Source organism: Pseudoalteromonas sp. DSM 26666 (genome assembly GCF_900116475.1).
Lineage (GTDB): Bacteria > Pseudomonadota > Gammaproteobacteria > Enterobacterales > Alteromonadaceae > Pseudoalteromonas > Pseudoalteromonas tetraodonis.
In genome coordinates this window covers 51,605-74,411 of the sequence record NZ_FPAR01000014.1, presented here as the reverse complement: position 1 = coordinate 74,411, position 22,807 = coordinate 51,605, and the positions used below count along the sequence as shown (strand labels likewise).

The following is a 22,807-nucleotide window of genomic DNA, read 5'->3' as shown; positions in this document are numbered from 1 at the left end:
ATAGTGCGACAGCCATATTTGGTTTTCTGTTTTCGATAAATCTTTATGGTTTATCTGGCGCAATATATTGAGATAGGCACTGTATAAGCTTATCGAGTTCGAGAGGTTTTGCAAGATGTTCGTTAAAACCAATTGCTAAGGCATTGGCTTTATCTTCAGGCATTACATCAGCAGTTAAGGCAATAATTGGTAATTGCTCAGTACTTTTAATTTGACGTATCAAGGCGGTGGCTTGGTAACCGTCCATAATCGGCATTTGGCAATCCATTAATACTAAATCGAAGTCATTTATTTTAACTTGTTCTACTGCTAATTCGCCATTTTCAACCAGTGTTGGGGTAATCCCTAAAGAGCTAAGCATTGCTTTTATGACTAATTGATTGACGCTGTTATCTTCTGCAACCAGTATTTTTAGTTTACTTAAGTCAACATGCTGGTGTATGTGCTTTGCCGTTACTTGTTGCGCTGCACATGTATTTAACTCGACAGACAGAGTAAAAGTAGAGCCCTTACCTGGCTCGCTTTGTACGCTGATATCTCCAGACATTAATAAGCTAAGTTCTTTTGCGATTGCTAAACCAAGCCCTGTGCCACCAAATTTACGTGATGTTGAGCTATCGGCTTGGGTGAACGCATCAAATAACTTACTTTGCTCTGATGGCGCAATACCGATACCCGAATCCTTAATAGTCAAGGTGATTTGACGACGTCTATCGGTGATCTCCTTGCTGTATGCGCTAACACTTACTTCACCTTCATAGGTAAACTTAATGGCGTTACTACATAGGTTTAATAAAATTTGCTCAATTCGCATAACATCACCTTCAAACCAAATATCGGTTGGTAATTGGTTATCAACTTTCCAGTGAATGCCTTTTTGTTCTGCGCTTTGCTCGAACATACTACTGATCCGAGCAAGAAGCGCATTCAAATCAAAAGGAGCGACTTCTAAGGTGAGCTTTTGTGATTCAATTTTAGAGATATCGAGTACATCATTGATTAAACTTAACAATGATTTAGACGCTAAATTAATTTTATTTAAATAATCAGAAAGAATTTCAGGGCTATCTTCATTTTTAGCTAGGGTTGAAAAGCCAATCACAGCGTTAAGTGGGGTGCGAATTTCATGGCTCATATTTGCTAAAAATCGGCTTTTAGCCTGATTTGCTAAATCAGATTGCTGTTTAGCTTTAACGAGCGAGCGAGTACGCTCTGCTACCAAGCGTGAGAGTGCAAGGTGCTGGTTATTAAATAACAGTAATATCAGTAAAATGAGTGAGCTTACAATGACCTGTAAAATAAGTAAAAAGAGGGTCATATGATTGTTTTGATGCGGTAGGAATTCATCATTAATTGTTAAATCAACCAGCCATGTTTGCCCTGCAAAATTAATCGTGATGGTTGTCAGTTTATTGCTTTTGGTCGGTATATTTTCGGCGTTTGAATAAAATAGATTGGTAGTATTAGCTTCATAAATAGCGATATTAAACATCTTATTTTGTGCTTGGGTAATCGACTGAGCAAGTATGTTTTTTACTAAAAATACACCTGTTGCGTAGCCTTTAATTGAGGCAACTTCGTTATTTTGTTGATACACAGGAGCAAATAATAAATACGCAGGTTCAGGTTGTTTTGCTTGAACTAACTGAATTATTTTAGTGCCCACAGGGCGATTTTTAATGCGTGGGTCGAGTAAAGTCTCACGGCGATCTTTACGAGAATTGAGATTAAAACCTATGGCAGATTGGTTTTCTGCAAAAGGGGCAATATAGGTAATAACCACCAATGGATCGTTGTTTGATAATGGCGCCCCTTTAATGCTCGAATCAAAGTTGTATGCAGTATAAACTTCATTGAGCTGTTTGTTAAAGTCACTGACCTGAGCCTGGTTAATTTTGCGGTTCCATGAAAATGCTTTAATAAATGAATGCTCAGCCAATAGTTGAGCACTGTAGCTATCAAACTCTTGCTTGCTTAAAGTCGGTGTTGATTGTATTTGGCTTGCAAGGCTTTGTACGGTTATTTGGCTGAGGTTTAAATTGCTCAGCAAACTGTTTTCAATAATAGATGTTTCGCGCTTAGCTATTTGTATCGCATTTGAATACGTCTCTTGGTTGTATAGCTTAGTGGTTAAAGCTACAGAGATAAATAACACCGAGCACACTGCAATAGTAGGTAATGGGGTAACATCATGGCGTTTAAATTTTGGTTGTAATAACGCCAATAAAAAGGGAGTTGCGATCAGTACGCCAAGAGAGTCACCAAGCCACCAAAAAGTAACATTGTTCCAATGATTATCAATGCTGTAAGCAGGGTTAAACTGACTTAAAGCATAGACGCCAATATTGGCCGATATGAGGCTGACGACAATACCGACGATAAAAATAAAATAAATAATTGATTGGCGTTGTTTTAAATACAGCGGATGGCCTAGCCAGTACTTTAAAAGAGCAGCGCCAATCATGCCTTGTAGCACGGCGCCTAAACCGATTAGCAGTACTTGTTGTAGTGTATTACCAATTAAAACCTGATCAGTGATTGGGTTATCACCGGTACTTAAATTAAAGGCGACAGAGGCAATAAATAATGCCGGGATAAAACGCCACCACCAGATAAAACAGCCAACTAGGGCAATACCTGCAGGGAGCCAGATAGGGATGACTTGTGATTGAAAGGCAAAATTAGTCAATAACTTACCAGTTGCAAAATACGCAACCGCAAACAATATGTAAAAAGCGAAAGAGCTGGATGTTGAACGAAAAATATTCACATGCATCCTTGTTAAATATTATTTTTATAATGATATTTTAGTATAGCGAATCGGCACTAAATAGTATTATTTTTTAAAGTGGTAGCTGCTTTTTGCTAAATGACTGTTTGAGTACTACCGTTGACTCTATATTGGCGATGCAGCTTAAGCTCCCCAGCTGGTGCTTTACAAACTGCTCATAGCTTTCTAAATCATGAGAAATAATTTTCAGTAAATAATCGTGGCTACCTGAGATCACAGAGCACTCAAGTACATGGGGAAGTTTTTCTACATGCAGCTCAAATTGCTGTGCCGCACTCACCGAGTTTTGACTTAGTCGCACGAAAGCATAAACCAGCACATTAAGGTTGAGCAACTTAGGGTTAATGGCAGCGTGATAGCCCGTAATTACATGTTCCTGCTCAAGCTTTTTGATACGCCTAAGAGTTGGGGTGTCTGATAGGTTAATGGTATTGGCTAATTCAGAAACCGACATGCGGGCATGCGATTGTAAGGCAATCAGTAACTGCTGATCTTTTTTATCTAACATGACTATGGGATCTTATTAATTATTTTAATGTTGGTAGTGATTATTGCTAACTAAAGGTGTTTTTACTATTTTTTTTGGCGTTTTACCCTCAGGAGTTTTTGTTAGCATTAAAACATAATAATAACAGGGTGTAGTTATGAGTTCTTTTACTGCTAAGTTTGACCGTTGGATAAGATCAGAGTTTGTAAGCTTAAACTCGCAACTAGAACAGCTTTATTGGCAGCAAACCGATAAGGCTAATGTTGAGGGGATTGGTGATAGCTTAAAGCTGGCACTAAAAGATCAAGGTAACGCGCTAATCAGCGATTTATTGGCCGAAGGCAATACCGACGAAGGATTTGATAGCGCATTCGATTTGCTTGGTAATGTTGGTTTGTTTATGGCTGCTTGTCGCAGGCATGAGATTACAGAGCCGAGCAGAGAAACAACCTCACCATTAGTTGAAGCATCGGCGCTTGCTATGCATATTGGTGCCTCTATAGGTGTAACGCCTCGTTTTGCTACCGCGCATCTAACCACGCATAATAAAGCCATTAATGGCACCTATAAGCGTTTTACAAATCTTGATGATGAAGCCCTTTTTTTAGATTACAACACCCAAGGTATTTTAGCGTATAAGCGCGCAAGCGATGCTTTACTAAAAACATTACCTTTGGGTATTTCTCACCCCGTTACAGCCGAACTACTTGAGGTGGTTAAAACGGCATTAATGGATGTAATAGCGTCGAATAACGCCTTATACACTCAGCTAGACACCGAACGTTTTTTTAATTGTGTACGTCCATATTACAAGCCTTACAGGGTAGGTAAAGAGGTTTACCGTGGTGCAAATGCGGGAGACTTTGCCGGTATTAATGTTATTGATATGCTGCTAGGGCTTTGCAGTGCCAATGAGCCGAGTTACTCGCAAATGCTGGTGGATAAATTTTTATATATGATGCCAGAGGATCAACAAATACTTCGTGAAGCCATGCGTATGCAAAGCCTAATGGATGATTTTTTAGAGGCCGAACAATATAAAAATACAGACTGGTTTCAAAAGCACGGCAAACTATTTATTCAAGTGTGTAAATTACATGGCGACACCGCTATCGGTCATCATAATCAGCTGGTGGAAAAGTTTATTGCTCAGCCATCACAGCACATGCAACAACAGCATATGAGTAAAGTAACCGCCAGTGGACCTCCTCTACCTGTACTGCTCGATTCATTAGCTAAGTTAAGAGATAGGCGTGCCGCGGCAAAGCGTGACGACATAAATACGCGCTTTGATGATTTAAACACGCTAAAACAGTGGATTAATTAATATGGCTAAAAATGATTTTTGTATGCCACAGGGTTGTTATTTATTAAGCCACTCTGTTGGCCGCCCATTAAAAACGAGCTTAGAAAATGCCACTGAACATTTTTTTACTCCTTGGCAAGAAAGTGTAAAAGAGCCATGGCAACAGTGGTTACCCGCTATTGAAAGATTTACTGAGGCATTAGGGCAGTTGTTTAATGCGCCTAGTGAGCAATTTTGTCCTCAGGTTAATTTATCCAGTGGTTTAACCAAATTGGTTATGTCACACCCCGTATTTAATAAACCACAGTGTACGGTATTAATGGCGCAGGCTGACTTTCCCAGTATGGGGTTTGTAATGCAAAAAGCACTGCCTGAATGTGCAAAAATACGCTACATCCCTGAGCATGAAGACTTGAGTGATAGACAGGTATGGCAGCGATATTTAACTTCAGAGATTGATGGGGTCTTTGTTAGCCATGTTTATTCTAATACGGGTGTACAAGCTCCCATAAACGATATTGTGGCGCTGAGTAAAGTCACGAATACACTCTCAATAATTGATGTGGCGCAATCGGCAGGGGTTATCCCTGTCGATCTAACGGCGTTAAATGCTGACTTTATGATTGGTTCAAGTGTGAAGTGGCTATGCGGAGGGCCAGGTGCGGCCTATTTATGGGTAAATCCAAAGCAAATAACACAATGTGAACCAAAAGATGTTGGCTGGTTTTCACATCAAAACCCATTCGAGTTTGATATTGCGCATTTTCAATATAACGCTAAAACACTAAGGTTTTGGGGCGGTACGCCCTCGGTACTTCCTTATATTATTGCCGCTCATAGTATTGAATATATTGTTGAATTTGGCGTTGAACAAGTGAGATCGCACAACTTGATGTTACTTGAGTTAATTCAGCAGCAATTGGGCGCTTTTTTAATGTCACCTAGCGCTAAAGAGCAATGTAGTGGCACCGCTATTTTGCAGTTTTCTGAGCATCAGCAAAGTGTATTAACAGCATTAGAGACTGCAAAAATAAGTGTTGATGTGCGTAAACTCGGCATCCGTGTTTCACCTCACATATATAATACAAAGTCAGAGATACAAACATTTATTGATGTTGTGAAGCACATACTTAAGGTTGCTGACTAAGCTGCTGTTTTTTTTGAGTGAGTGCTTCTATTTGTTGTTGTGCTTGCTTGATTTGTGGGTCAAATCGCTGCTTAAGTGCCGCCGTTTCAGTGGTAATGGCATTCGCAATTGAGCTGGCCCCTAAGCGATTTGCTTTATCTTGGGTCATGTAATCGATTTGCTGTTTTTTCTGTGCGTATTCTTGTTGGTATTGTTTAATCTTAAGCTCAAGCTGCACAATATCACGCTCTATTTGTTGCACCGCTAGATAATCGTCAACAGAAGTATCGGCAACTGGTGTGTTCTCAGATTGTGGCGTATTTGTTTGCATGATGTTGACGTTTCTAAGCGTGATCATTTGAGCGTCTTCAGCGCAAGGAGTTTGACTAAAAGTAGGCACTCCTTTAATGGTGCATTTATAAACCGTCACTTCATTTGCCATGCTAACAGCACAGGCACCCAAACAATACAGTAATAATATTAGCTTCGCCATGGTTAAACCTAAGCTGGTTTAAAGTACCATTTATAATGCACTAAGTTGTGACACCATACAATTTGTTTAATTTATTAGCATGCGCTCGCGACGGCCTTATACAAAGTGCAAATTAATAGAGGCTATTAAATTTTAGGCACAAAAAAACCACAATTAAGTGGCTTGTAATCAGTAATGGTGGAGAGGGAGGGATAGACTTACTTACATCCCTGTAATTAATCGCTGCGCGACGCTTGTAGCGGCCTAAAATGTTCCAGACATTTTATCGAACCCTGTCGAGGGTGCTCACCCTCCCTATTTCTTAACGGAGTTAAAATTTAGGCACAAAAAAACCACAATTAAGTGGCTTGTAATCAGTAATGGTGGAGAGGGAGGGATAGACTTACTTACATCCCTGTAATTAATCGCTGCGCGACGCTTGTAGCGGCCTAAAATGTTCCAGACATTTTATCGAACCCTGTCGAGGGTGCTCACCCTCCCTATTTCTTAAAGGAGTTAAAATTTAGGCACAAAAAAACCACAATTAAGTGGCTTGTAATCAGTAATGGTGGAGAGGGAGGGATTCGAACCCTCGATAGAGCTACAAACTCTATACTCCCTTAGCAGGGGAGCTCCTTCGGCCACTCGGACACCTCTCCGACGCATTATTCAGCGTGTTATCAATCGGAAAAAACCAATTAATACAAATAAGTGGTGGAGAGATAGGGATTTGAACCCTAGAGGGGCTATAAACCCCTGCCGGTTTTCAAGACCGGTGCATTCGACCACTCTGCCATCTCTCCACGTCGTGATGCAGGATAATACTTAGGTGAGTTGCCTGTGTAAATAGCAAAAAGATCGTTTGCTTAAAAAGTGAGCGTAAATGAGGTTTTTTTTGTAAATTATGAAAATTAAAGATGATTTTTAGCTATGAGGAGGGGGCTGGCAGCAAACAGATGGAGCTAAAGAAGAAACTTCATTTAGTGGTTGGGTGTTTGCTGCAACAATACAAAAATCATGGTTGGGTGATTATTTGTATTGAATTGCACCGCCAAGTGCTAATTTTTTTCCGTAACGGTTAAGTTTAGCTAACATTCTCGCTTTGCGATTAGTTGGTTTAACTGCAACGTGAGTTGTGGCTGTTTGGTTTAATGTATTAATTGGGTTCATTGTATTCGCTCCAAGGTTGTGTCTGTTGAAAACGTGTGCATTTTGCCCGTAGGTTGGTTAAAAATAAAGCGATAAAAATTGCTGGTGAAGTATTAGTTTTTTTAATCTGAAAGTGTTTTTTTGATTTGCTATTTAATGGTGTTTTTTTGATTTTGTATATTTATTCATTATAGTCGTGTGCTATATCACTTTTATACGGGGTTTTTTCAGTTTTTTTAATTTTAATATGTTTATAAATAGATTATTTTGAATAGTTATTCAGATTAAATTATTTTGTATTAATGGGGTGGGTTTTACTTCGTTAAAAGATTTAACATGCTATTTATAGGTGGTTAATTATTTATCAGAGAAGAGCATTAAAGAAACGATAAAAAAGAGTGTTGCTAGGCTTTTAAATTATAAAAAAAGTGCCTAGGTTACTAGGCACTTTGGAGTTAGTTGCGTTTTAAAACGCGTCTAACTGGGGATCGCACCGCCTCAAGAATTTAAAACTTAAAAAGAGGTGGTTTTAATATGTTGCAATTTGGGCTTACAATCATCAGCTCGGACGGCATTCTAAGTGATCTAGAGCGAAGTGAAGATTATACTTTGGTTTGTATTTTACTATGAAGCCACAAAATGCCTCTGCACAGCAAGAGCAGATCCGCTCAACAGTCTATTATTTGAGTTAAATGGGACTGGTGGGGGTAAAAAACGCAAAATGCGGCATAGCTTAAAAGCAAATGCCGCAAAGGGAGATTAATTAAAATGCTGAGCAGTTAGTGCTGTTTTATAGTAAATAACTCATAGCCTTTTAATGCAGGCACTTGCGCAGCAAGTTGAGTTTCTTGTTGTGCGATTTCAACAAAGTCACCACACAGTATATTTGCACGCTGTTCAAGTTTTTTTGCATGGAGCTCTACTTTTTCTTCTATTTGTGCGCCCATATTTTCCATGCGCTCTTCAAAGGCTTGCATGTCGCCACCTGAACCCATTAGCTCAGAGCCTAATGCGACTAAAATACTGCCCATTGATTGCATTACGGCCGACTCAACGGCAGTTTCTATTTGTTGTTCAAACTGCTGTTCAAAGTTTTCACCAAACTGAGTGAAGCTTTGCTGGCCCATGACAAATGTACCTTGTTGGTAAAAGGTACCCTCTACTTCTTGTTGAATATCGTCCATTAAGGTAGCAATGTTATCGAGGCCATCAATATTAAATGCATTGGCGACTTCTTCTAATGCAACGCCCGCAATTTTAACGCCATCAAGTGCAATGTTGGCTACTTCAGGTAATTGCGCACGTAAATTATCTGTGTAGTTGGTCAGTGCTTGGCGCTGAGCGCTATTTAATGCTACTTGCTCGCCATTGATCGACAACTCACCTTGAGTGGTAAAAGTCATACGTTGATTGTTGGCTTTAAAAATTTCTAATTCACTTGGCTTTATACGTACATCGTTTTTAAACTCAACTTTACATTCGTCGTTACTAAATGAAATTGAAGAGCTGTTATCGTTATGAGCCATGGCGACGGGGGCGCACATAATTGCGCTAACTAATAATAATTCTTTCATGTTTATTCTCTGTTTTTTGCTGATGATAATTAACTTATAACAAGTTTGGTGCCAATAGTTTTTAGTGTTTAAAAACAGTGATTTGTGATTTTTAAGGTGCTTTGAAGCTGAAAGTAAAGTCATTGAAAAAGCTAAAATTTGGTCAAAATAACCAACCATCAAATGCAAATAAATAAAATTTATCGATACGATAAAAAACTCTCACTTTCCACAATTCAAATTTAGCGCTATTTATTCACAATACTGACACAGAGACTATTTAGGATAGCGATGTGGCTTTATTTTGACGTAAATTTGTACAATGAATTTGCGTTGAACATTTTAATTTCACCAATTATCGCGATACAAGAATCCGTAATTGGTCTCAAACACTTTATGGAGTGGGTTGTGGGTAAGACATTTAGTTACGATGCGCTAGATGATGATTTTGTTGAAGACGAATACGAAATGGTCGGGCGTAATCAACACGACAAGAAAAAGCAAAAGGTGAAAAGAAAGTTAGAGGATTACCTTGAGCAAAAACGCTTGCGTAAAAACCTAGGTGAAGATGACTTAAACGATTATATTGATTAGGTTGTCGCTAGTACAAATCAGTGCCGACATATTAGCTTTTAACTGCTACTTAGGTAGTATTTAAAGCTCTGTGGGTTGGTAATAAAGAGGCTTTATGCCTCTTTATAATTTTTAAGCCTCAAACTTTAGCTGCGAGCAATGCTTTTTCAATTACTTTTTCTAGTTTTTCAGGTTTAGTAAAGGGCGCGTAGCGCTTAATCGGTGAGCCATCTGAATTAATCAAAAACTTTGTGAAGTTCCACTTAATTTTTCGTGTCAAAAACCCCGGCAATACAGATTTTAAATAGCGAAAAACCGAATGTGTATGCTGACCATTAACGTTCACTTTTTCTGCGATTAAAAAACTAACTCCGTAATTGATTAAACAACCTTGCGCTATTTGATTCGCGTCTCCGGGTTCTTGCTGGCCAAATTGGTTACACGGGAAACCTATAATGACTAAACCTTGGCTGGCATACTTTTCGTGTAATGCTTGCAATGACTCGTATTGATAGGTGAATCCACACTCACTTGCGGTATTTACTATTAACACAACTTTACCTACAAACTCTTTAAAATCGATAGGTTGGCCTTGCAGGCTAGTAGCACTTAGTTGATGAAATGGGTGCATATTATTAAGCTATTATTTGTTTATTTGGCATAGTCTAACCTTTGCTTGGTGATTAACAAAGTCGAAATAGTGAACACTGCTATGGCGTTACTGTTAATTTAAAATCAAAAATAACCCCATACCAGCAAGTGTGGTTAGGTAAATATTATGTGTTTTGTAAGCAACTATAATGGCAACAATCGCTGCGCTTAAATAAGGGTTTTGCCAATTTAGATTAATGCCACCATCATTTATAAATACAATAGGCACCCAAATCGCTGTTAGAACCGCAGGTGCGCTGAAGCTCAAAAACTGCTGCATTTTAGGCCCTACTTTAAATGGTAGCGCGCGGTGTAAGAATAAATAACGGGTAAAAAAGGTAATACATGCCATAAGTAAAATAGTCGTCATCATGATTTAGCGTCCTTATTTTTTACTATTCTAGTTACAGCGTAACCTGCACTCATTGCTAATAGTGCTGAGCATACTAACCACAGCTCAAAGCCTGTGCTTTTTAATAAAGTAGCACAGATCCCTGCAACAATGACCGTGACAAGAGTGGCTAAATTTTTAACTCCTGGGATAACCAAAGCAATAAAGGTTGCAGCAATCGCAAAGTCGAGTCCTAAGTTGGTGAGATCAGGGAGCATAGTACCGGCTACAATACCGAACAGAGTCCAAATATTCCAAGCAATGTAAAAGCTAAAGCCTGCGCTGAGCGCGTAAATTAGGCGCGTTTTAGTCTGGTAGGCGCGAGGGTGATGCGAAAAAGCAAATAGTTCATCGGTTAATACAAAGCTGACTGGAAGGCGCCAACGCATGGGTTGCTCAATCACTTTGTGACGAACCGCCAAGCCATATAAAAAATGACGAGAGCTAATAATAAATGTGGTAAATAAAATGGTTAATAGAGGGGTATTACCAGCCATTAACTCAATAGCAACCAGTTGAGCCGAGCCTGCAAATACCAATAGCGACATAGCTTGAGTTTCAAAAGGGGTAAAGCCATTTTGTATTGCCAACGAGCCACATAAAATCCCCCAAGGAATAACGGCTAAACATAATGGCAGCATATCTAAAAAGCCTTTTAGTATCGGTTTTTTAATGGACTGCATGTGTTTTACTCTGCGCACTGGTAGAAAGACTCATTAGGATACCTTAATATTAAGATGCTAAAATAGTTAGCGTTTTAGATGATACTGTTTTTTAGGGAAGGTGCAATGTTCAAGGTAAAAGTGTGGGATGGCTTTTTAAGAAGCTTTCATTGGTTATTAGTATTGAGTATTGCTGCGCTTTATTTTAGTGCTGAAGAGGGCATGATAGAGCTACATTTTGTGATTGGCTTTTTTACTTTAGCGCTTATCTCAACGCGGATTATATGGGGTCTTATAGGCAGTAAAACGGCAAGAATATCGGCATTACTGCATTCTCCTAAGTCGGTGCTTGCTTCTTTTAGTGGCAAAAAAATAAATGATGTGGGCCATTCTGCACCAGGCAGTTATATGGTGTTATTATTTTTTATCCTGATTATTACGCAGCTGGTTAGTGGTTTAATGAGCAGTGATGGTATTTTAACTGATGGTCCGTTAGCGCAGTATGTATCGAGTGATACGATTGATTTTGCCAACTGGCTGCATCATATCAATTTTGATATTTTATTTTATGCGATTATTTTGCATGTTGTGGCTATTATTGCTTACAAAATTAAAGGCAAGCCTTTAGTAAAAGCAATGATCACCGGCAATAAAGCACTGCCAACACAAAGCTCAGAGCCTGAGACAAAGTCACCATGGATTGCATGGTTTTTATTGTTACTATTACTGATTTTATTAATGAGTACTTGGGGAAGTGAGCCTTTAAGTTATCTGCTTAGTTAAAAAAAATGGCGCTAATACAGCGCCATTTTTATTGTTTAATATACAGAATTTATTAGTCTTTGAATTGCTTATGGCAATCTTTACAGCCTTTAGCCCATGCACCAAATGCTTTACCAATGACCGCTTTGTCACCTGTTTGAGCTGCTACAGCAAGTTCATCAGCATATTGCTGAAACGCTGTCGCTTTTTTCATAAAAGTATCTTTTTCAGACCATACCGCAGGAAGTGCTGATGTATCGCCTTTTTCAGTGCCTGCGTAAAATGCCTCCCAAGGCATTTTAGATAATGCCGCTGCGTTATTTGCACGCTGCTTAAATTGCTCTGCATCAAAAGGAATTTTACCCTTCAGCATGGCACCCATATCGCCTATTTGAACTGAAATCATAGAAAATGCAGCTTGGCGATACTCAATTGCATCACTCGGCTCTTTAAATGCAGAATTTGCAGATACACTAAGTGCGCATGTAGATAGTAATGCCCCGATAAATACTTGCTTCAATTTCACTTTACTCTACTCCTTTGAGGGTTCTTTAATTATCTTTGTATATTAGCTTAGGCTTTAGTTCAAGGGAAAGCATAGATTATTACTTTGATATTATTAACGGGATTTTAATCGGGCTGATATTATTTTACGGTTTATTGTGAATGTTTGTAAATGCAGTGTTGCTGCTTGTTGTTTGATTGTGTACATTCAGATGTCATAAAAATAACCAATGAAGAGCATTTATGAAAAATAATATTTTTAAGCTGTCAGCGTTGTCTGCAGCGATAGTAATTTCGCTATCAGGGTGTGGTGGAAGCGATAATGATAATAACAATACAGTTCCAGTTGTTACTGATGTAGCACCAAAAGCGAGTGATGTTGTCGTTACTGATTTAAAACAATGGGTTCCAGTTACTGCAGACTTTAAAGCAAGTGATAATGATGGTGACGCACTTACTTTTAGTTTTACTGAAAATGGCGAGGCAATTACCGCGCAAGATGGTGTCTTTAAGTTTAGCCATGGTATGTTAACAGTAGAGGGTACTTCGTTTACATATGTGCCTGTTTCTGGTGAAGATGCGGTTATTGATTACACAGTAACTGCAAACGGTAAAACGGCCTCTGCGAAAATTAATATCTCAGGAATTATTGGAGATCCTCTTGCAAATCAGCAGTGGCACCTAAACAATACAGGTCAGAAAGCTTACTCGCTTAGTGATGAGATGAAACAAGGCTTAATTGATTTGTACGTTAGTTTATTTGGCGATACAGAAGAAGAAGCACAAGCCGATGTCAACGCTAGCTTTGCTCAATCAGAGGCGACAGAGCTTGTAGCTGGTGAAGATATGAATGTTGTTGATGCTTATGCTCAAGGTGTTACTGGGGCAGGTGCAACGGCAGTTGTGATCGATTCGGGTATGGAAATCCGCCATGAAGATTTAATCGATAATGTATTACCAAACCGCTCTTTAAACCTAAATGCTGATGCGACTGACCGTACAGATCCTACTAGTATGTCAAACAGTGGTGATCATGGTACAAGTGTTGCTGGTTTGATTGCTGCAAAAGGTTGGAATGGTAAAGGTGGCCGTGGCGTTGCTCCTGATGCTGGTTTAATTGGTATGAATTATCTTGGTGGTGCTAAAATCCCACAAACTGAGTTAATGGTGCATGGTTTCCCTGGAAGCGGCATTAGCACAACAGAAAATATTTCTGCGTTTAACCGTAGTTATGGCATAACTTTCCCAACATTTATTGCATATTCAGAATTAGATGAAGCTATTGAGTCATACCCAAACCTAAACCTGCGAGATGGTAAGGGTGCACTTAATATGAAATCGAGTGGTAACTCTTTTGTTGATGGCGGTGATGAAGGCTCACTATGTGAAGATAATGGAGCTAATGACTTAGGTTTAACGTGTTATAACGGTGCGTTTGAGCCAAGCCAAGGCCATCCTTACTATCTAAGTGTTGCTGCTGTAAATGCAAATGGTAAGCACACTAGCTACTCAACAGCAGGTGCTAACTTAATGGTTTCAGCGCCAGCTGGTGAATATGGTCGTTGGGCACCTGCAATGGTAACAACGGATCAGATGACATGTATCAACGGTTACTCAGGCTTTAATAGTGGTGCTGTTGCAAGCTTTACTCAGAGATATGGAGAAGAGTTTGCCATAAGCCAGTTCCCATTTAACTATCCTGGTAATGAAGATAACGCAAGTTGTAACTATACATCTACATTTAACGGTACATCGTCTGCTGCGCCAAATGCATCAGGTGTAGTATCACTTATTCTTTCGGCTAATCCTGAACTAACTTGGCGTGATGTGCGTCATATATTAGCGTCAACAAGTACATTAATTGACGCTGAAAATGCCCCTGTAAAATTAACTACCGCAGATGGTGAGTTTGTTGCACATGATGGTTGGGTTGAAAATGCCGCTGGTTATAGCTTTAATAACTTATATGGCTTTGGGCGTGTAGATGCAGGTGCAGCGGTTGCAATGGCTAAGTCTTATGACGCTTCATTAGGTGAGCAAGTAATCACGGATTGGAATGGTGTTGGTTCAGCCGTTTCTGAGAGTGCACTAGCATTAGAAATTCCTGATAACAGTGCTACAGGTTTAACGCAAGAAATTGTAGTTACAGAAGAATTAAACATTGAGGCAATGCAATTTAAATTTGATGTAAGCAACCCTGAAATGGGCTTCGGCCTAGCTGATGGTACTCAAACATCTGCTGGTAATGATTTAGCTATTGAGGTTACTTCGCCAGCGGGTACTCGAAGTGTATTACTTTCATCTAAACAAGCTTTGTTTTACCCTGCATATAGCTTCACGAATAGCTGGAGTGTAGGTTATGTACTTAAAGACGCTGTGATGCTTTCAAATGCTTTCTACGGAGAGTCTACGAAAGGTACTTGGACTGTTCGTTTGTTAGATACAAGCGCAGACAGCTTTGCATTTAGTCGAGGCTCAAATAATTCTCTAGGTGTTACTGGTATTAGTAATAATAACTCAGCAAGTGTACTTGAAGGTGTATCTCTTCGTGCATTTGGTCACGCAGGTCAAGAGTAAGGATTATAAAGATGAAAATTAAACAATTAATCGTATTGGGTGCTGCTGCGTGTATTTCGTTTGGGGCAACAGCAAACACTAGCTCAGATAAAGAGCTTCAGCTTCCTAAGAAACAAGTAGCTAAATTAAAGTTTGATAAAGCGGATTTTGGTTCTTACAAAATTGAAAAGAACTTACGTTTAGTGCCTTCGAGTGTTGCTTCAGAAGAGCATGTCGTTATGCAAAAAGGTGAGATGACAGTAGTAAGCGTAGATAAATCGTCTGATGTGGTCACAAAAGGAACATTAGTTCGCAATATTTTTACTAATAACCTAACGTCACTATCAGGTAATATTACTATTCTTTTAAAAGATGGTATGAGTGCAAGCGATGTTGCTTCGGCTGCAGGTTTGAAGGTCGTATCTTTATTCCCAGGCACTAAAATTGCTGTTTTAGCTGTAAATGATGGTCAAGATATTTTAGTTGCATCAAAGCAGCTAAAAGAATCTGGTTTGATTAAAGAAGCTAAAATAGAAGTGTTAGAAACTATTTACACTGCACAGTAATCTGTTTTAAATAAGTAAAACCCCGAGTAGCACGATTGACTCGGGGTTTTTTATTATTCGTTTATATCTATATCTGCGAAAATCATCCCTCGACGCATACTGCGCGTTGCCAAGAACACCTCACCGAGTAATGACATAAATGCACATATCAGTAATGCCATTGCACCAACAAAACAGCTGCCAATAGTGACACCTAAATTAATCGACTGTATGTGAGATAAAAATAACAGCATAACCACGGCGCAAACTAATAGTGCACTTAATACACTTAAACTAAATGCAATGTGTATGCAGCGAGAGCGCTTAAGGAGTGCTCTAAGCTCTGTAGTCAGAGACAAGTTAAATTCTTCATCGGTGCTAACTTTTAATTTTCGCTCTAACTGTCTGGCTCTGTCTGTAATTCGCGCCAAGCGATTAGATAAAACCCCGAGCGTTGCTGCAATACCAGTAATTAAAAAAACGGGTGCAACCGCTGTTTGAATGACCTTAGCCATTGTTAAAATGTTAATTACATCGTTATTCATTATTGTCCTTATTGATTAGCAGCAGGAAGAGACTATTTAATGCTACTTCGTTACTGTTAGGATAACTGAAGTCTTAACTATATAAAAAGAATTTCTCGGCTCCCTTTTTACATAGCTTCACAAACTAAATTTCTGTCGTGTTTAATATTAGGTATATTTAATATAATAAAAACAACAGGGATTTAAATTAATGAAACACACTTCGTTTACGCTTGCCGTAATATCGTTAGCTATTTTAGGTGGTTGTAATAAAGCACCTGAAGTTAAACAAAACACGCCTACTGAACAGTCTGTATCTCAAATCGCAGTAATGCCGCCGGTTGCTAAAAAAGTACCATATGAAATGTCTATTCATGGCGACACTCGTATCGATGATTACTACTGGATGCGTGATGATGAGCGAAAAGATCCTGAGGTACTTAGTTACCTTGAGGCTGAAAATGCTTATACAGATGCAATGCTTGCGCATACAAAAACGTTACAAACTAGGTTATTTGAAGAGCTAAAAGGGCGAATTCAAAAAGACGATGATTCAGTGCCAGTTAAAAACGGTGACTATTATTATTCATCACAAACTCGCGGTGATAACGAATACGCAACTTATGTACGTAGTAGTGATTTTGCAGGCACTGACCAGCAGGTTATTTTAGATGTAAACGAGCTAGCTAAGGAACATGATTATTATGCCGTAAGTGGTTTAGATGTAAGTCCAAACGGCAATTTAATGGCATATGGTGAAGATACCGTAAGTCGTCGTATTTATGATATAAAAATAAAAGACTTAAGCACTGGTAAATTACTCGAAGATACGCTTGAAGGCACAAATGGCAGTGTTGTTTGGGCAAACGACAATAAAACGCTTTATTACATAAAAAAAGATTTGCAAACTTTACTAGGTTACCAAGTTTATCGTCATACGCTCGGTACCCCACAGGCTGAAGATGAACTCGTTTATGAAGAAACAGATACCAGTTATTACATGGGTATTAGCAAAAGCAAAGACGATTCAGAAATTTATATTTGGCACAGCAGTACAACTGCGTCAGGTGTATCGGTTTTAAGTGCTGATGATGTTAAGGCTATGCCAAAACGCTTGATTGAACGTGAAGCGGATCTGGAGTATGGAATTTCTAAGCTGGGTAATACTTACTATATTGTCACTAATTTAAACGCAGTCAACTTTCAGTTAATGAAAGTAGATATTGATAAAGCTGGCGATAAAGCTAATTGGCAAACGGTGATCCCCGCTCGCGATAATATAAAATTAGAAGGCATCGACTTATTTAACGATTACTTAGTGTATCAGCAGCGTGAAATGGGTCAGTCGACTATTATTGCTCGTAACTTAACCACGGGTAAAGAGATACCGCTTAGCTTTAACGACAGTGCTTATACAATTAGCACCTACGGTAACAATGATTTAAATAGCGATACATTACGTGTGTATTATACCAGTATGACAACACCCGCTTCATCGTATGATGTTAATTTAGCTACTGGCAATAAAACATTACTTAAACAACAAAAAGTACTCGGTGATTTTAGTGCAGATAACTACGCATCAGAGCGAATTTTTGTCACTGCACGAGATGGTATTAAAGTACCGGTAAGCCTAGTCTATCGCAAAGACATGTTTAAAAAAGAGGGGACTAATCCGCTGCTACAATATGGTTATGGCTCGTATGGCGCGACCATGGACCCTACCTTTTCTAGCGCTCGCTTAAGTTTGCTCGATCGGGGTTTTGTATTTGCCATTGCGCATATTCGCGGTTCACAAATGTTAGGTCGCCCTTGGTATGAGGACGGTAAACTACTGACTAAAAAGAACACCTTTAACGACTTTGTAGATGTTACCAAGGCATTGGTAGAGCAAAAGTATGGTGCAAAAGATAAAATATTTGCTCAAGGTGGCAGTGCGGGTGGCTTGTTAATGGGGGCAGTGGCAAACCAAGCTCCTGAGTTGTATAAAGGTATGGTGGCTGCGGTTCCATTTGTTGATGTAGTGACCACGATGCTTGATGCAAGTATTCCACTTACAACCAACGAATACGGTGAGTGGGGTAACCCTAACGAGAAAGAATACTATGAGTATATGTTATCGTATTCACCTTATGATCAGGTCAGTAAGCAAGATTACCCAAATATGTTAGTTACTACTGGCTTACATGATTCACAGGTACAATATTTTGAGCCTGCAAAGTGGGTGGCTAAGCTGCGAGATTACAAAACAGATGATAACAAGCTACTGTTTAAAATCGATATGGAAGCAGGGCACGGAGGTGCATCAGGTCGCTTCAAACGCTTAGAAGATACTGCATTAAATTATGCTTTTATGCTTGATTTAGCGGGTGTGAATAAGTAACTGGTCTGGCAATATCAATAAGCGCAGCTATTTGCTGCGCTTTTTTATTTTTAAATATACACAAATGCTTTGCATTGGATAAATAAGCATTTACATTAAGGTGGCTAATGAGTGTGAATATTATTTTAGCGCAAAATAAAAACGAGAAGGGAGAGTGTAATGGAACAAAATCAAGAGATTAAAGTCGTCAATAAAGATGACCGCACATGGGCAATGCTATGTCATTTAAGTGCATTAGCGGGGTTTATTGTGCCATTTGGGTCGGTACTCGGCCCTCTTATTATCTGGTTAATTAAAAAAGATGAAATGCCAATTGTTGATATACATGGCAAAAAAGCCCTTAATTTTCAAATTACTATGGCTATAGCTTATTTTGTTTGTTTTTTACTAATTTTTGCAGCGGTTGGTTTACTACTGTTACCTATGGTGGCTATTTTTTCATTTGTGATGGTGGTTATCGCAAGCGTGAAAGCCAACGATGGCAAAGAGTTTAATTATCCCCTTAGCTTAAATTTGATAAAATAACTGTTTTTATTATTCAGCGCTTTGGTTTTAAGTTAAAAAATCGTCAAACCCAGCTAATTGCTGGGTTTAGTTTTTAGTCATAAGGAAAAAATGCTTTATATAACATTATTTTTTACAGCATTTATATCTGCCACGTTATTACCTAGCTCGTCTGAAGTATTGATGGGTGGCATGATCATGCAAGGCAATACTAACTTATGGCTGATTTGGTTTGCAGCAACCTTGGGTAATGTACTGGGCAGTTGTGTTAACTATTGGTTAGGGACGCAGGCATTGCGTTTTAAAGATAAAAAATGGTTTCCAGTATCTGAAAAAGGGCTTAAAAAAGCACAAAAGCAGTTTAATAAATATGGTGTTTATAGCCTTTTGTTTGCCTGGCTGCCCATCGTTGGCGACCCACTAACCGTTATTGGCGGCGTGTTTAAAGTTCGCTTTACTACGTTTTTAGTGCTGGTAACGCTCGGCAAGGGGTTACGTTATTTAGCGGTAATAGCCCTTGCCGTTGGATTATTTGTGCCAGTCGAGGGTTAAAGAAACCGAATCGGCAAAGCGCAACGCATGAGGTTTATCTACTCGAGCCTTAGCATAATTAACGCTTGGGTGTGAGTGGCAAACAGCAAGGATTTCAGCAACTAGTTTTTCTAACAATAAAAAGTGTCCTTGCTCCACTAAGCTAATTACCTCTTTAGTAATCACTTTGTAGTTAAGTGCTTGGTCTACTTCATCTGTTTCACAAGCTTGATCAGCAGGGTAGTGAATTTCAAGGTTAATGACCACATCTTGTTTTTTTTCACGCTCATCAGGATTAAAACCAATAAATGTGCGTAGTCGTAAATTAGTTACATTAATAATTGCGTTTGCCATACATTATCCTTTGATCAGCTGTAAAAACTCATTACGTGTTTTCGGATCGGCTCTAAAGTTTCCTAGCATTACCGAGGTACGCATGCTTGAGTTCTGCTTTTCTACACCACGCATCATCATACACATGTGTTTTGCTTCAACAATTACACCCACACCTTTTGCACCGGTTACTTCCTCAACCGCTTTTGCAATTTGATGGGTAAGCTGTTCTTGAATTTGAAAACGACGCGAAAACATATCAACAATACGCGCAAACTTAGATAAGCCTAATACTTTGCCATCAGGAATATAAGCAATATGACAGCGGCCAATAAAAGGAAGTAAATGATGTTCACACATAGAGTAAAGCTCGATGTCTTGTATCAATACCATGTCGTCAGCGTCAGAGGTGAATACCGCATTGTTAGTGATTTCGTTAAGCGTTTGACGATATCCTTGAGTAAGGTACTCCATCGCTTTTGCAGCGCGTTTTGGGGTATCAAGTAACCCTTCACGCTCAGCGTCTTCACCTACAGCAGTTATAATTTTTTGATAGCTTTCTTTTAATTCGTTATGCATAAGTTTCTCAGTTTTATTAGGACTTACTTAAGATGGCGACCACCATCAACAGGTAAAGCACGCCCTGTGATGTAATGGCTGTTCAGTAGTAGGTCTATACTATTGATAATTTCTTGGCATCCAGGTTCGATACCCATTAATGACTTTTTTAAAGTTTTAGCGCGATACTGCTCATCATCATGTTGGTTAAAAATAATTAATGATGGTGCGACTGAATTTACTTTTATGTTAGGTGCATATTTAGCACTAAATGATTTAGTTAAGTTATCCAGTGCGGCTTTACTGGCCGCATAAGCAAGATGCTTTGGACTGCCTGTTTCCACTACATAATCAGTCAAATGAATAATGTCAGCGGGTTTAGCATGCGACGCCTGATAATTTAATAGTAAATCTGCGCAGTGTAAGTTTACCAAGTACGGTGTTTTTGCATGAATGCGCATCATATTGTCAAACAGCTGCTCAAAGTGGGGGTTGTTAGCTTCACAGTCCCAGCTTGATGCATTATGAATAACGGCCCTTAGTGAGTCAGTGTGTGATTTAAGCAACGTAATAAAAGTATTAATGCCCTCATCAGTACTAAAGTCAGCATAAAGACAGGTAACCCCTTGTTGTTCCAACGAATCAACAGCCTCATGACGGGTCCGATAAGTAATAATGACCGCTTGCCCTTGGGCTATAAAGTGCTTTGCCAGCGCAAGCCCTATACGTTGTGCTGCACCAGTAATCAAAATAGGGGGTGTCATAAAATATAAAACTCTCTGTTGGCAAGCGTTAAGGTTAACTTTTAAAAATTTAAGCCACTTATTTTCACGTCATGTTTACGTAAAATACAAGCGGCTCGATCAGTTAAATCACGCTTATAATATTGATTTAAAAAGCATCGTATATTGTTGGAATAGGCTGGCGCTTATGTTGCGTGCGCTGGTAAATTGCAATTAGCGTTTCTTCTACATGACTTGAAACTGCTTTACCTTCTAAAAAGTCATCAATTTCTTCATAACTTAAGCCAAGTGCTTCTTCGTCTGTTAGTCCGGGTCTATCACTTTCTAAATCCGCTGTTGGTGCTTTCTCAACTAAAAGCGCAGGCGCACCCAATGTGGTTGCTAATGCACGAACTTGGCGTTTTGATAGGCCAAATAAAGGAGCCAAATCGCATGCACCATCACCAAATTTAGTGTAAAAACCAGTAATATTTTCAGCACTATGATCGGTACCGACCACTAAGCCTTGGCAAAAGCCGGCTATTTCATATTGCGCGATCATGCGTTGGCGAGCTTTGACATTACCTTTAATAAAATCGATTTTATCTTGCGAAGGGAGTGTTTGTTCGGTACCCGCGAGAGTTGCCATTGTCTGCTCATGCAGTGCATCGGTTGCGGGTTTAATGTTTACCGTCATGCGGGTGCTCGGCTTAATGAAATCAACCGCCATTTGCGCTTCACTTTCATCAGCTTGAACGCCATAAGGTAGGCGTACAGCAATAAATTGATAATGAGTGTCAGGGTGTTCTTGGTTTAGCTCATCAATAGCAAGTTGACACAAACGGCCACAGGTGGATGAATCTACACCACCACTGATCCCTAGTACAAGTGAGGTTGAATATGCCGCTTTTAAACGTGCTTTAATAAAATCCACTCGGCGTTTAATTTCAGCGTTTACATCAATCGAAGGCTGAACTTTCATTTCAGCCATAATCTCGGCGCGCATGGCCCGCTCCTTTAGTTAAATAATTTTTACGCTCTACATAGAGCAACTATTATGTGATTTCATATTTATGAATTAAAGCCCTAAGTGAGCTTTTATTTGTTTAAGCTGGACTTTTAGCTCATCAATTTCTGCAAGTAAGTCATTTAGCTCAGTGTTTTTTATATCATCAGTGTGTGTTTGTGCCTCAAGTGAAGCCTCGTTCACAGATGATTGATCTGCAAATAAATGAATATATCGACAATCCCGTTTACCTGATTCGCGCGGCATCTTTTTAACATGATTGCTTTGAATTAGTTGTTCAAGTGACTTTTCAACATCATCAATACGAGCAAAGTCGGCAAGGCGGCTACTACGTGTTTTTAATTCGCCAGGTGTTTGTGCGCCTCGCAATAATAATAAACAAATAATCGCCCTTTGCTGTTGATCAAATTGCAGGTGACTAAACTCAGTATTACAAAAACGATGATCGTATTTATTAACTCGCCCAGACAGCCCTTCATTTACAGTGACTAATCGCATACTGATTAATTCATCAACGGTTGTTTGAACTTGCTCTTCTGTATAATTAACAACTGGCGCGCGATTCGATTTTTGATTACAGGCATTTGTTAATGCATTTAACGATAAAGGGTAGTGCTCAGGTGTTGTGCTTTGTTTTTCTAATAAACAACCAATAACGCGTTGTTGCTCCATTGATAATTGCAATTGCATACCTTAT

General features: G+C 39.1%; 24 protein-coding genes and 2 tRNA genes. 9 read left to right on the top strand and 17 right to left on the bottom strand.

The window, feature by feature from the left end; all coding sequences use genetic code 11:
* Positions 1 to 43 precede the first annotated feature (43 nt).
* Both BM380_RS17510 and BM380_RS17505 read right to left on the bottom strand, forming a co-directional pair.
* Positions 44 to 2,770: an ATP-binding protein gene (locus BM380_RS17510; RefSeq protein ID WP_090495392.1), complete on the bottom strand. Its 2,727-nt coding sequence runs from the start codon at positions 2,768 to 2,770 to the stop codon at positions 44 to 46.
* A 73-nt stretch (positions 2,771 to 2,843) separates the two neighbouring features.
* The gene (locus BM380_RS17505) at positions 2,844 to 3,299 is read right to left on the bottom strand and encodes an Lrp/AsnC family transcriptional regulator (protein ID WP_090495390.1); all 456 of its coding nucleotides are present in this window, start codon (positions 3,297 to 3,299) and stop codon (positions 2,844 to 2,846) included.
* Between the two features lie 136 nt (positions 3,300 to 3,435).
* On the opposite strand from BM380_RS17505, the gene BM380_RS17500 reads away from it, so the two are divergent.
* Positions 3,436 to 4,605 (top strand): PrnB family protein, encoded by a 1,170-nt coding sequence (locus BM380_RS17500; RefSeq protein ID WP_090495388.1) that lies wholly within the window; start codon positions 3,436 to 3,438, stop codon positions 4,603 to 4,605.
* Position 4,606: 1 nt separating this feature from the next.
* Complete coding sequence (locus tag BM380_RS17495) at positions 4,607 to 5,731, top strand: aminotransferase class V-fold PLP-dependent enzyme (protein WP_013463691.1); 1,125 nt, start codon at positions 4,607 to 4,609, stop codon at positions 5,729 to 5,731.
* Here the strand turns inward: BM380_RS17495 and BM380_RS17490 are convergent.
* The 5 genes from BM380_RS17490 to BM380_RS17475 all read right to left on the bottom strand — a co-directional run bounded on the left by BM380_RS17490 (position 5,715) and on the right by BM380_RS17475 (position 8,905).
* Positions 5,715 to 6,203: an RNA-binding protein gene (locus BM380_RS17490; protein ID WP_090495387.1), complete on the bottom strand. Its 489-nt coding sequence runs from the start codon at positions 6,201 to 6,203 to the stop codon at positions 5,715 to 5,717. The genes BM380_RS17495 and BM380_RS17490 overlap by 17 nt on opposite strands.
* Before the next feature lie 545 nt (positions 6,204 to 6,748).
* Positions 6,749 to 6,841: transfer RNA gene (locus tag BM380_RS17485), tRNA-Ser, on the bottom strand.
* A gap of 53 nt (positions 6,842 to 6,894) precedes the next feature.
* Positions 6,895 to 6,985, bottom strand: a tRNA-Ser gene (locus BM380_RS17480).
* 226 nt (positions 6,986 to 7,211) lie between these two features.
* A complete protein-coding gene (locus BM380_RS18355) occupies positions 7,212 to 7,352 on the bottom strand; it encodes a hypothetical protein (RefSeq protein WP_008113257.1) in 141 nt (46 codons plus the stop codon).
* 758 nt (positions 7,353 to 8,110) lie between these two features.
* On the bottom strand, positions 8,111 to 8,905 hold the full coding sequence (locus tag BM380_RS17475) for a YggN family protein (protein ID WP_090495400.1): 795 nt from the start codon (positions 8,903 to 8,905) through the stop codon (positions 8,111 to 8,113).
* 387 nt (positions 8,906 to 9,292) lie between these two features.
* Between BM380_RS17475 and BM380_RS17470 the strand changes: the two genes are divergently transcribed.
* Positions 9,293 to 9,478, top strand: coding sequence for a PA3496 family putative envelope integrity protein (locus tag BM380_RS17470; RefSeq protein ID WP_008108975.1), 186 nt, complete (start codon positions 9,293 to 9,295; stop codon positions 9,476 to 9,478).
* A gap of 118 nt (positions 9,479 to 9,596) precedes the next feature.
* On the opposite strand, the gene BM380_RS17465 is transcribed toward BM380_RS17470, so the two are convergent.
* From BM380_RS17465 to BM380_RS17455, 3 genes are all read right to left on the bottom strand, one after another.
* Positions 9,597 to 10,088: a glutathione peroxidase gene (locus BM380_RS17465; protein ID WP_090495385.1), complete on the bottom strand. Its 492-nt coding sequence runs from the start codon at positions 10,086 to 10,088 to the stop codon at positions 9,597 to 9,599.
* Positions 10,089 to 10,181: 93 nt separating this feature from the next.
* Positions 10,182 to 10,481, bottom strand: a complete 300-nt coding sequence (locus BM380_RS17460; protein WP_016900234.1) for an AzlD domain-containing protein — start codon at positions 10,479 to 10,481, stop codon at positions 10,182 to 10,184.
* The gene (locus tag BM380_RS17455) at positions 10,478 to 11,182 is read right to left on the bottom strand and encodes an AzlC family ABC transporter permease (RefSeq protein WP_090495383.1); all 705 of its coding nucleotides are present in this window, start codon (positions 11,180 to 11,182) and stop codon (positions 10,478 to 10,480) included. The genes BM380_RS17460 and BM380_RS17455 overlap by 4 nt, the downstream gene beginning before the upstream one ends.
* A 105-nt stretch (positions 11,183 to 11,287) precedes the next feature.
* Here BM380_RS17455 and BM380_RS17450 point away from each other — a divergent pair, with 105 nt between their 5' ends.
* Positions 11,288 to 11,944, top strand: a complete 657-nt coding sequence (locus tag BM380_RS17450; RefSeq protein WP_090495382.1) for a cytochrome b/b6 domain-containing protein — start codon at positions 11,288 to 11,290, stop codon at positions 11,942 to 11,944.
* 52 nt (positions 11,945 to 11,996) lie between these two features.
* On the opposite strand, the gene BM380_RS17445 is transcribed toward BM380_RS17450, so the two are convergent.
* A complete protein-coding gene (locus tag BM380_RS17445) occupies positions 11,997 to 12,449 on the bottom strand; it encodes a c-type cytochrome (RefSeq protein WP_090495381.1) in 453 nt (150 codons plus the stop codon).
* A 221-nt stretch (positions 12,450 to 12,670) separates the two neighbouring features.
* Between BM380_RS17445 and BM380_RS17440 the strand changes: the two genes are divergently transcribed.
* Together BM380_RS17440 and BM380_RS17435 are read left to right on the top strand one after the other, a co-directional pair.
* Positions 12,671 to 15,004, top strand: a complete 2,334-nt coding sequence (locus BM380_RS17440; protein ID WP_013463700.1) for a S8 family serine peptidase — start codon at positions 12,671 to 12,673, stop codon at positions 15,002 to 15,004.
* Between the two features lie 11 nt (positions 15,005 to 15,015).
* Positions 15,016 to 15,549: a S8 family serine peptidase gene (locus tag BM380_RS17435; protein ID WP_013463701.1), complete on the top strand. Its 534-nt coding sequence runs from the start codon at positions 15,016 to 15,018 to the stop codon at positions 15,547 to 15,549.
* 53 nt (positions 15,550 to 15,602) lie between these two features.
* Here the strand turns inward: BM380_RS17435 and BM380_RS17430 are convergent, their stop codons facing one another.
* Positions 15,603 to 16,073: a DUF2721 domain-containing protein gene (locus BM380_RS17430; RefSeq protein WP_013463702.1), complete on the bottom strand. Its 471-nt coding sequence runs from the start codon at positions 16,071 to 16,073 to the stop codon at positions 15,603 to 15,605.
* A 190-nt stretch (positions 16,074 to 16,263) separates the two neighbouring features.
* On the opposite strand from BM380_RS17430, the gene BM380_RS17425 reads away from it, so the two are divergent.
* From BM380_RS17425 to BM380_RS17415, 3 genes are all read left to right on the top strand, one after another.
* A complete protein-coding gene (locus BM380_RS17425) occupies positions 16,264 to 18,435 on the top strand; it encodes a S9 family peptidase (RefSeq protein WP_090495379.1) in 2,172 nt (723 codons plus the stop codon).
* A gap of 159 nt (positions 18,436 to 18,594) precedes the next feature.
* Positions 18,595 to 18,960 (top strand): DUF4870 domain-containing protein, encoded by a 366-nt coding sequence (locus BM380_RS17420; protein ID WP_010392586.1) that lies wholly within the window; start codon positions 18,595 to 18,597, stop codon positions 18,958 to 18,960.
* A 90-nt stretch (positions 18,961 to 19,050) separates the two neighbouring features.
* Complete coding sequence (locus BM380_RS17415; protein ID WP_028834877.1) at positions 19,051 to 19,491, top strand: YqaA family protein; 441 nt, start codon at positions 19,051 to 19,053, stop codon at positions 19,489 to 19,491.
* Here the strand turns inward: BM380_RS17415 and folX are convergent.
* The 5 genes from folX to BM380_RS17390 all read right to left on the bottom strand — a co-directional run bounded on the left by folX (position 19,468) and on the right by BM380_RS17390 (position 22,794).
* Entirely contained in the window at positions 19,468 to 19,824 is a 357-nt protein-coding gene (folX, locus tag BM380_RS17410; RefSeq protein ID WP_013463705.1) for a dihydroneopterin triphosphate 2'-epimerase, read from the bottom strand. The two genes, BM380_RS17415 and folX, sit on opposite strands and share 24 nt — an antisense overlap.
* A 3-nt stretch (positions 19,825 to 19,827) precedes the next feature.
* The gene (gene folE, locus BM380_RS17405) at positions 19,828 to 20,382 is read right to left on the bottom strand and encodes a GTP cyclohydrolase I FolE (RefSeq protein ID WP_008108996.1); all 555 of its coding nucleotides are present in this window, start codon (positions 20,380 to 20,382) and stop codon (positions 19,828 to 19,830) included.
* A 23-nt stretch (positions 20,383 to 20,405) separates the two neighbouring features.
* Positions 20,406 to 21,125: a dihydromonapterin reductase gene (gene folM, locus BM380_RS17400; RefSeq protein WP_013463706.1), complete on the bottom strand. Its 720-nt coding sequence runs from the start codon at positions 21,123 to 21,125 to the stop codon at positions 20,406 to 20,408.
* 127 nt (positions 21,126 to 21,252) lie between these two features.
* A complete protein-coding gene (gene nadE, locus BM380_RS17395) occupies positions 21,253 to 22,089 on the bottom strand; it encodes an ammonia-dependent NAD(+) synthetase (RefSeq protein WP_013463707.1) in 837 nt (278 codons plus the stop codon).
* A 72-nt stretch (positions 22,090 to 22,161) separates the two neighbouring features.
* Positions 22,162 to 22,794 (bottom strand): YceH family protein, encoded by a 633-nt coding sequence (locus BM380_RS17390; RefSeq protein WP_175527479.1) that lies wholly within the window; start codon positions 22,792 to 22,794, stop codon positions 22,162 to 22,164.
* Positions 22,795 to 22,807: the final 13 nt, after the last annotated feature.

What these genes read in the sequence shown, in the direction of transcription:
- BM380_RS17505 (WP_090495390.1), bottom strand. Translation starts at nt 3,299, where the DNA reads ATGTTAGATAAAAAAGATCAGCAGTTACTGATTGCCTTACAATCGCAT.
- BM380_RS17500 (WP_090495388.1), top strand. Translation starts at nt 3,436, where the DNA reads ATGAGTTCTTTTACTGCTAAGTTTGACCGTTGGATAAGATCAGAGTTT.
- BM380_RS17495 (WP_013463691.1), top strand. Translation starts at nt 4,607, where the DNA reads ATGGCTAAAAATGATTTTTGTATGCCACAGGGTTGTTATTTATTAAGC.
- BM380_RS17490 (WP_090495387.1), bottom strand. Translation starts at nt 6,203, where the DNA reads ATGGCGAAGCTAATATTATTACTGTATTGTTTGGGTGCCTGTGCTGTT.
- BM380_RS18355 (WP_008113257.1), bottom strand. Translation starts at nt 7,352, where the DNA reads ATGAACCCAATTAATACATTAAACCAAACAGCCACAACTCACGTTGCA.
- BM380_RS17475 (WP_090495400.1), bottom strand. Translation starts at nt 8,905, where the DNA reads ATGAAAGAATTATTATTAGTTAGCGCAATTATGTGCGCCCCCGTCGCC.
- BM380_RS17465 (WP_090495385.1), bottom strand. Translation starts at nt 10,088, where the DNA reads ATGCACCCATTTCATCAACTAAGTGCTACTAGCCTGCAAGGCCAACCT.
- BM380_RS17460 (WP_016900234.1), bottom strand. Translation starts at nt 10,481, where the DNA reads ATGATGACGACTATTTTACTTATGGCATGTATTACCTTTTTTACCCGT.
- BM380_RS17455 (WP_090495383.1), bottom strand. Translation starts at nt 11,182, where the DNA reads ATGCAGTCCATTAAAAAACCGATACTAAAAGGCTTTTTAGATATGCTG.
- BM380_RS17450 (WP_090495382.1), top strand. Translation starts at nt 11,288, where the DNA reads ATGTTCAAGGTAAAAGTGTGGGATGGCTTTTTAAGAAGCTTTCATTGG.
- BM380_RS17440 (WP_013463700.1), top strand. Translation starts at nt 12,671, where the DNA reads ATGAAAAATAATATTTTTAAGCTGTCAGCGTTGTCTGCAGCGATAGTA.
- BM380_RS17435 (WP_013463701.1), top strand. Translation starts at nt 15,016, where the DNA reads ATGAAAATTAAACAATTAATCGTATTGGGTGCTGCTGCGTGTATTTCG.
- BM380_RS17430 (WP_013463702.1), bottom strand. Translation starts at nt 16,073, where the DNA reads ATGAATAACGATGTAATTAACATTTTAACAATGGCTAAGGTCATTCAA.
- BM380_RS17425 (WP_090495379.1), top strand. Translation starts at nt 16,264, where the DNA reads ATGAAACACACTTCGTTTACGCTTGCCGTAATATCGTTAGCTATTTTA.
- BM380_RS17420 (WP_010392586.1), top strand. Translation starts at nt 18,595, where the DNA reads ATGGAACAAAATCAAGAGATTAAAGTCGTCAATAAAGATGACCGCACA.
- BM380_RS17415 (WP_028834877.1), top strand. Translation starts at nt 19,051, where the DNA reads ATGCTTTATATAACATTATTTTTTACAGCATTTATATCTGCCACGTTA.
- folX (WP_013463705.1), bottom strand. Translation starts at nt 19,824, where the DNA reads ATGGCAAACGCAATTATTAATGTAACTAATTTACGACTACGCACATTT.
- folE (WP_008108996.1), bottom strand. Translation starts at nt 20,382, where the DNA reads ATGCATAACGAATTAAAAGAAAGCTATCAAAAAATTATAACTGCTGTA.
- folM (WP_013463706.1), bottom strand. Translation starts at nt 21,125, where the DNA reads ATGACACCCCCTATTTTGATTACTGGTGCAGCACAACGTATAGGGCTT.
- nadE (WP_013463707.1), bottom strand. Translation starts at nt 22,089, where the DNA reads ATGCGCGCCGAGATTATGGCTGAAATGAAAGTTCAGCCTTCGATTGAT.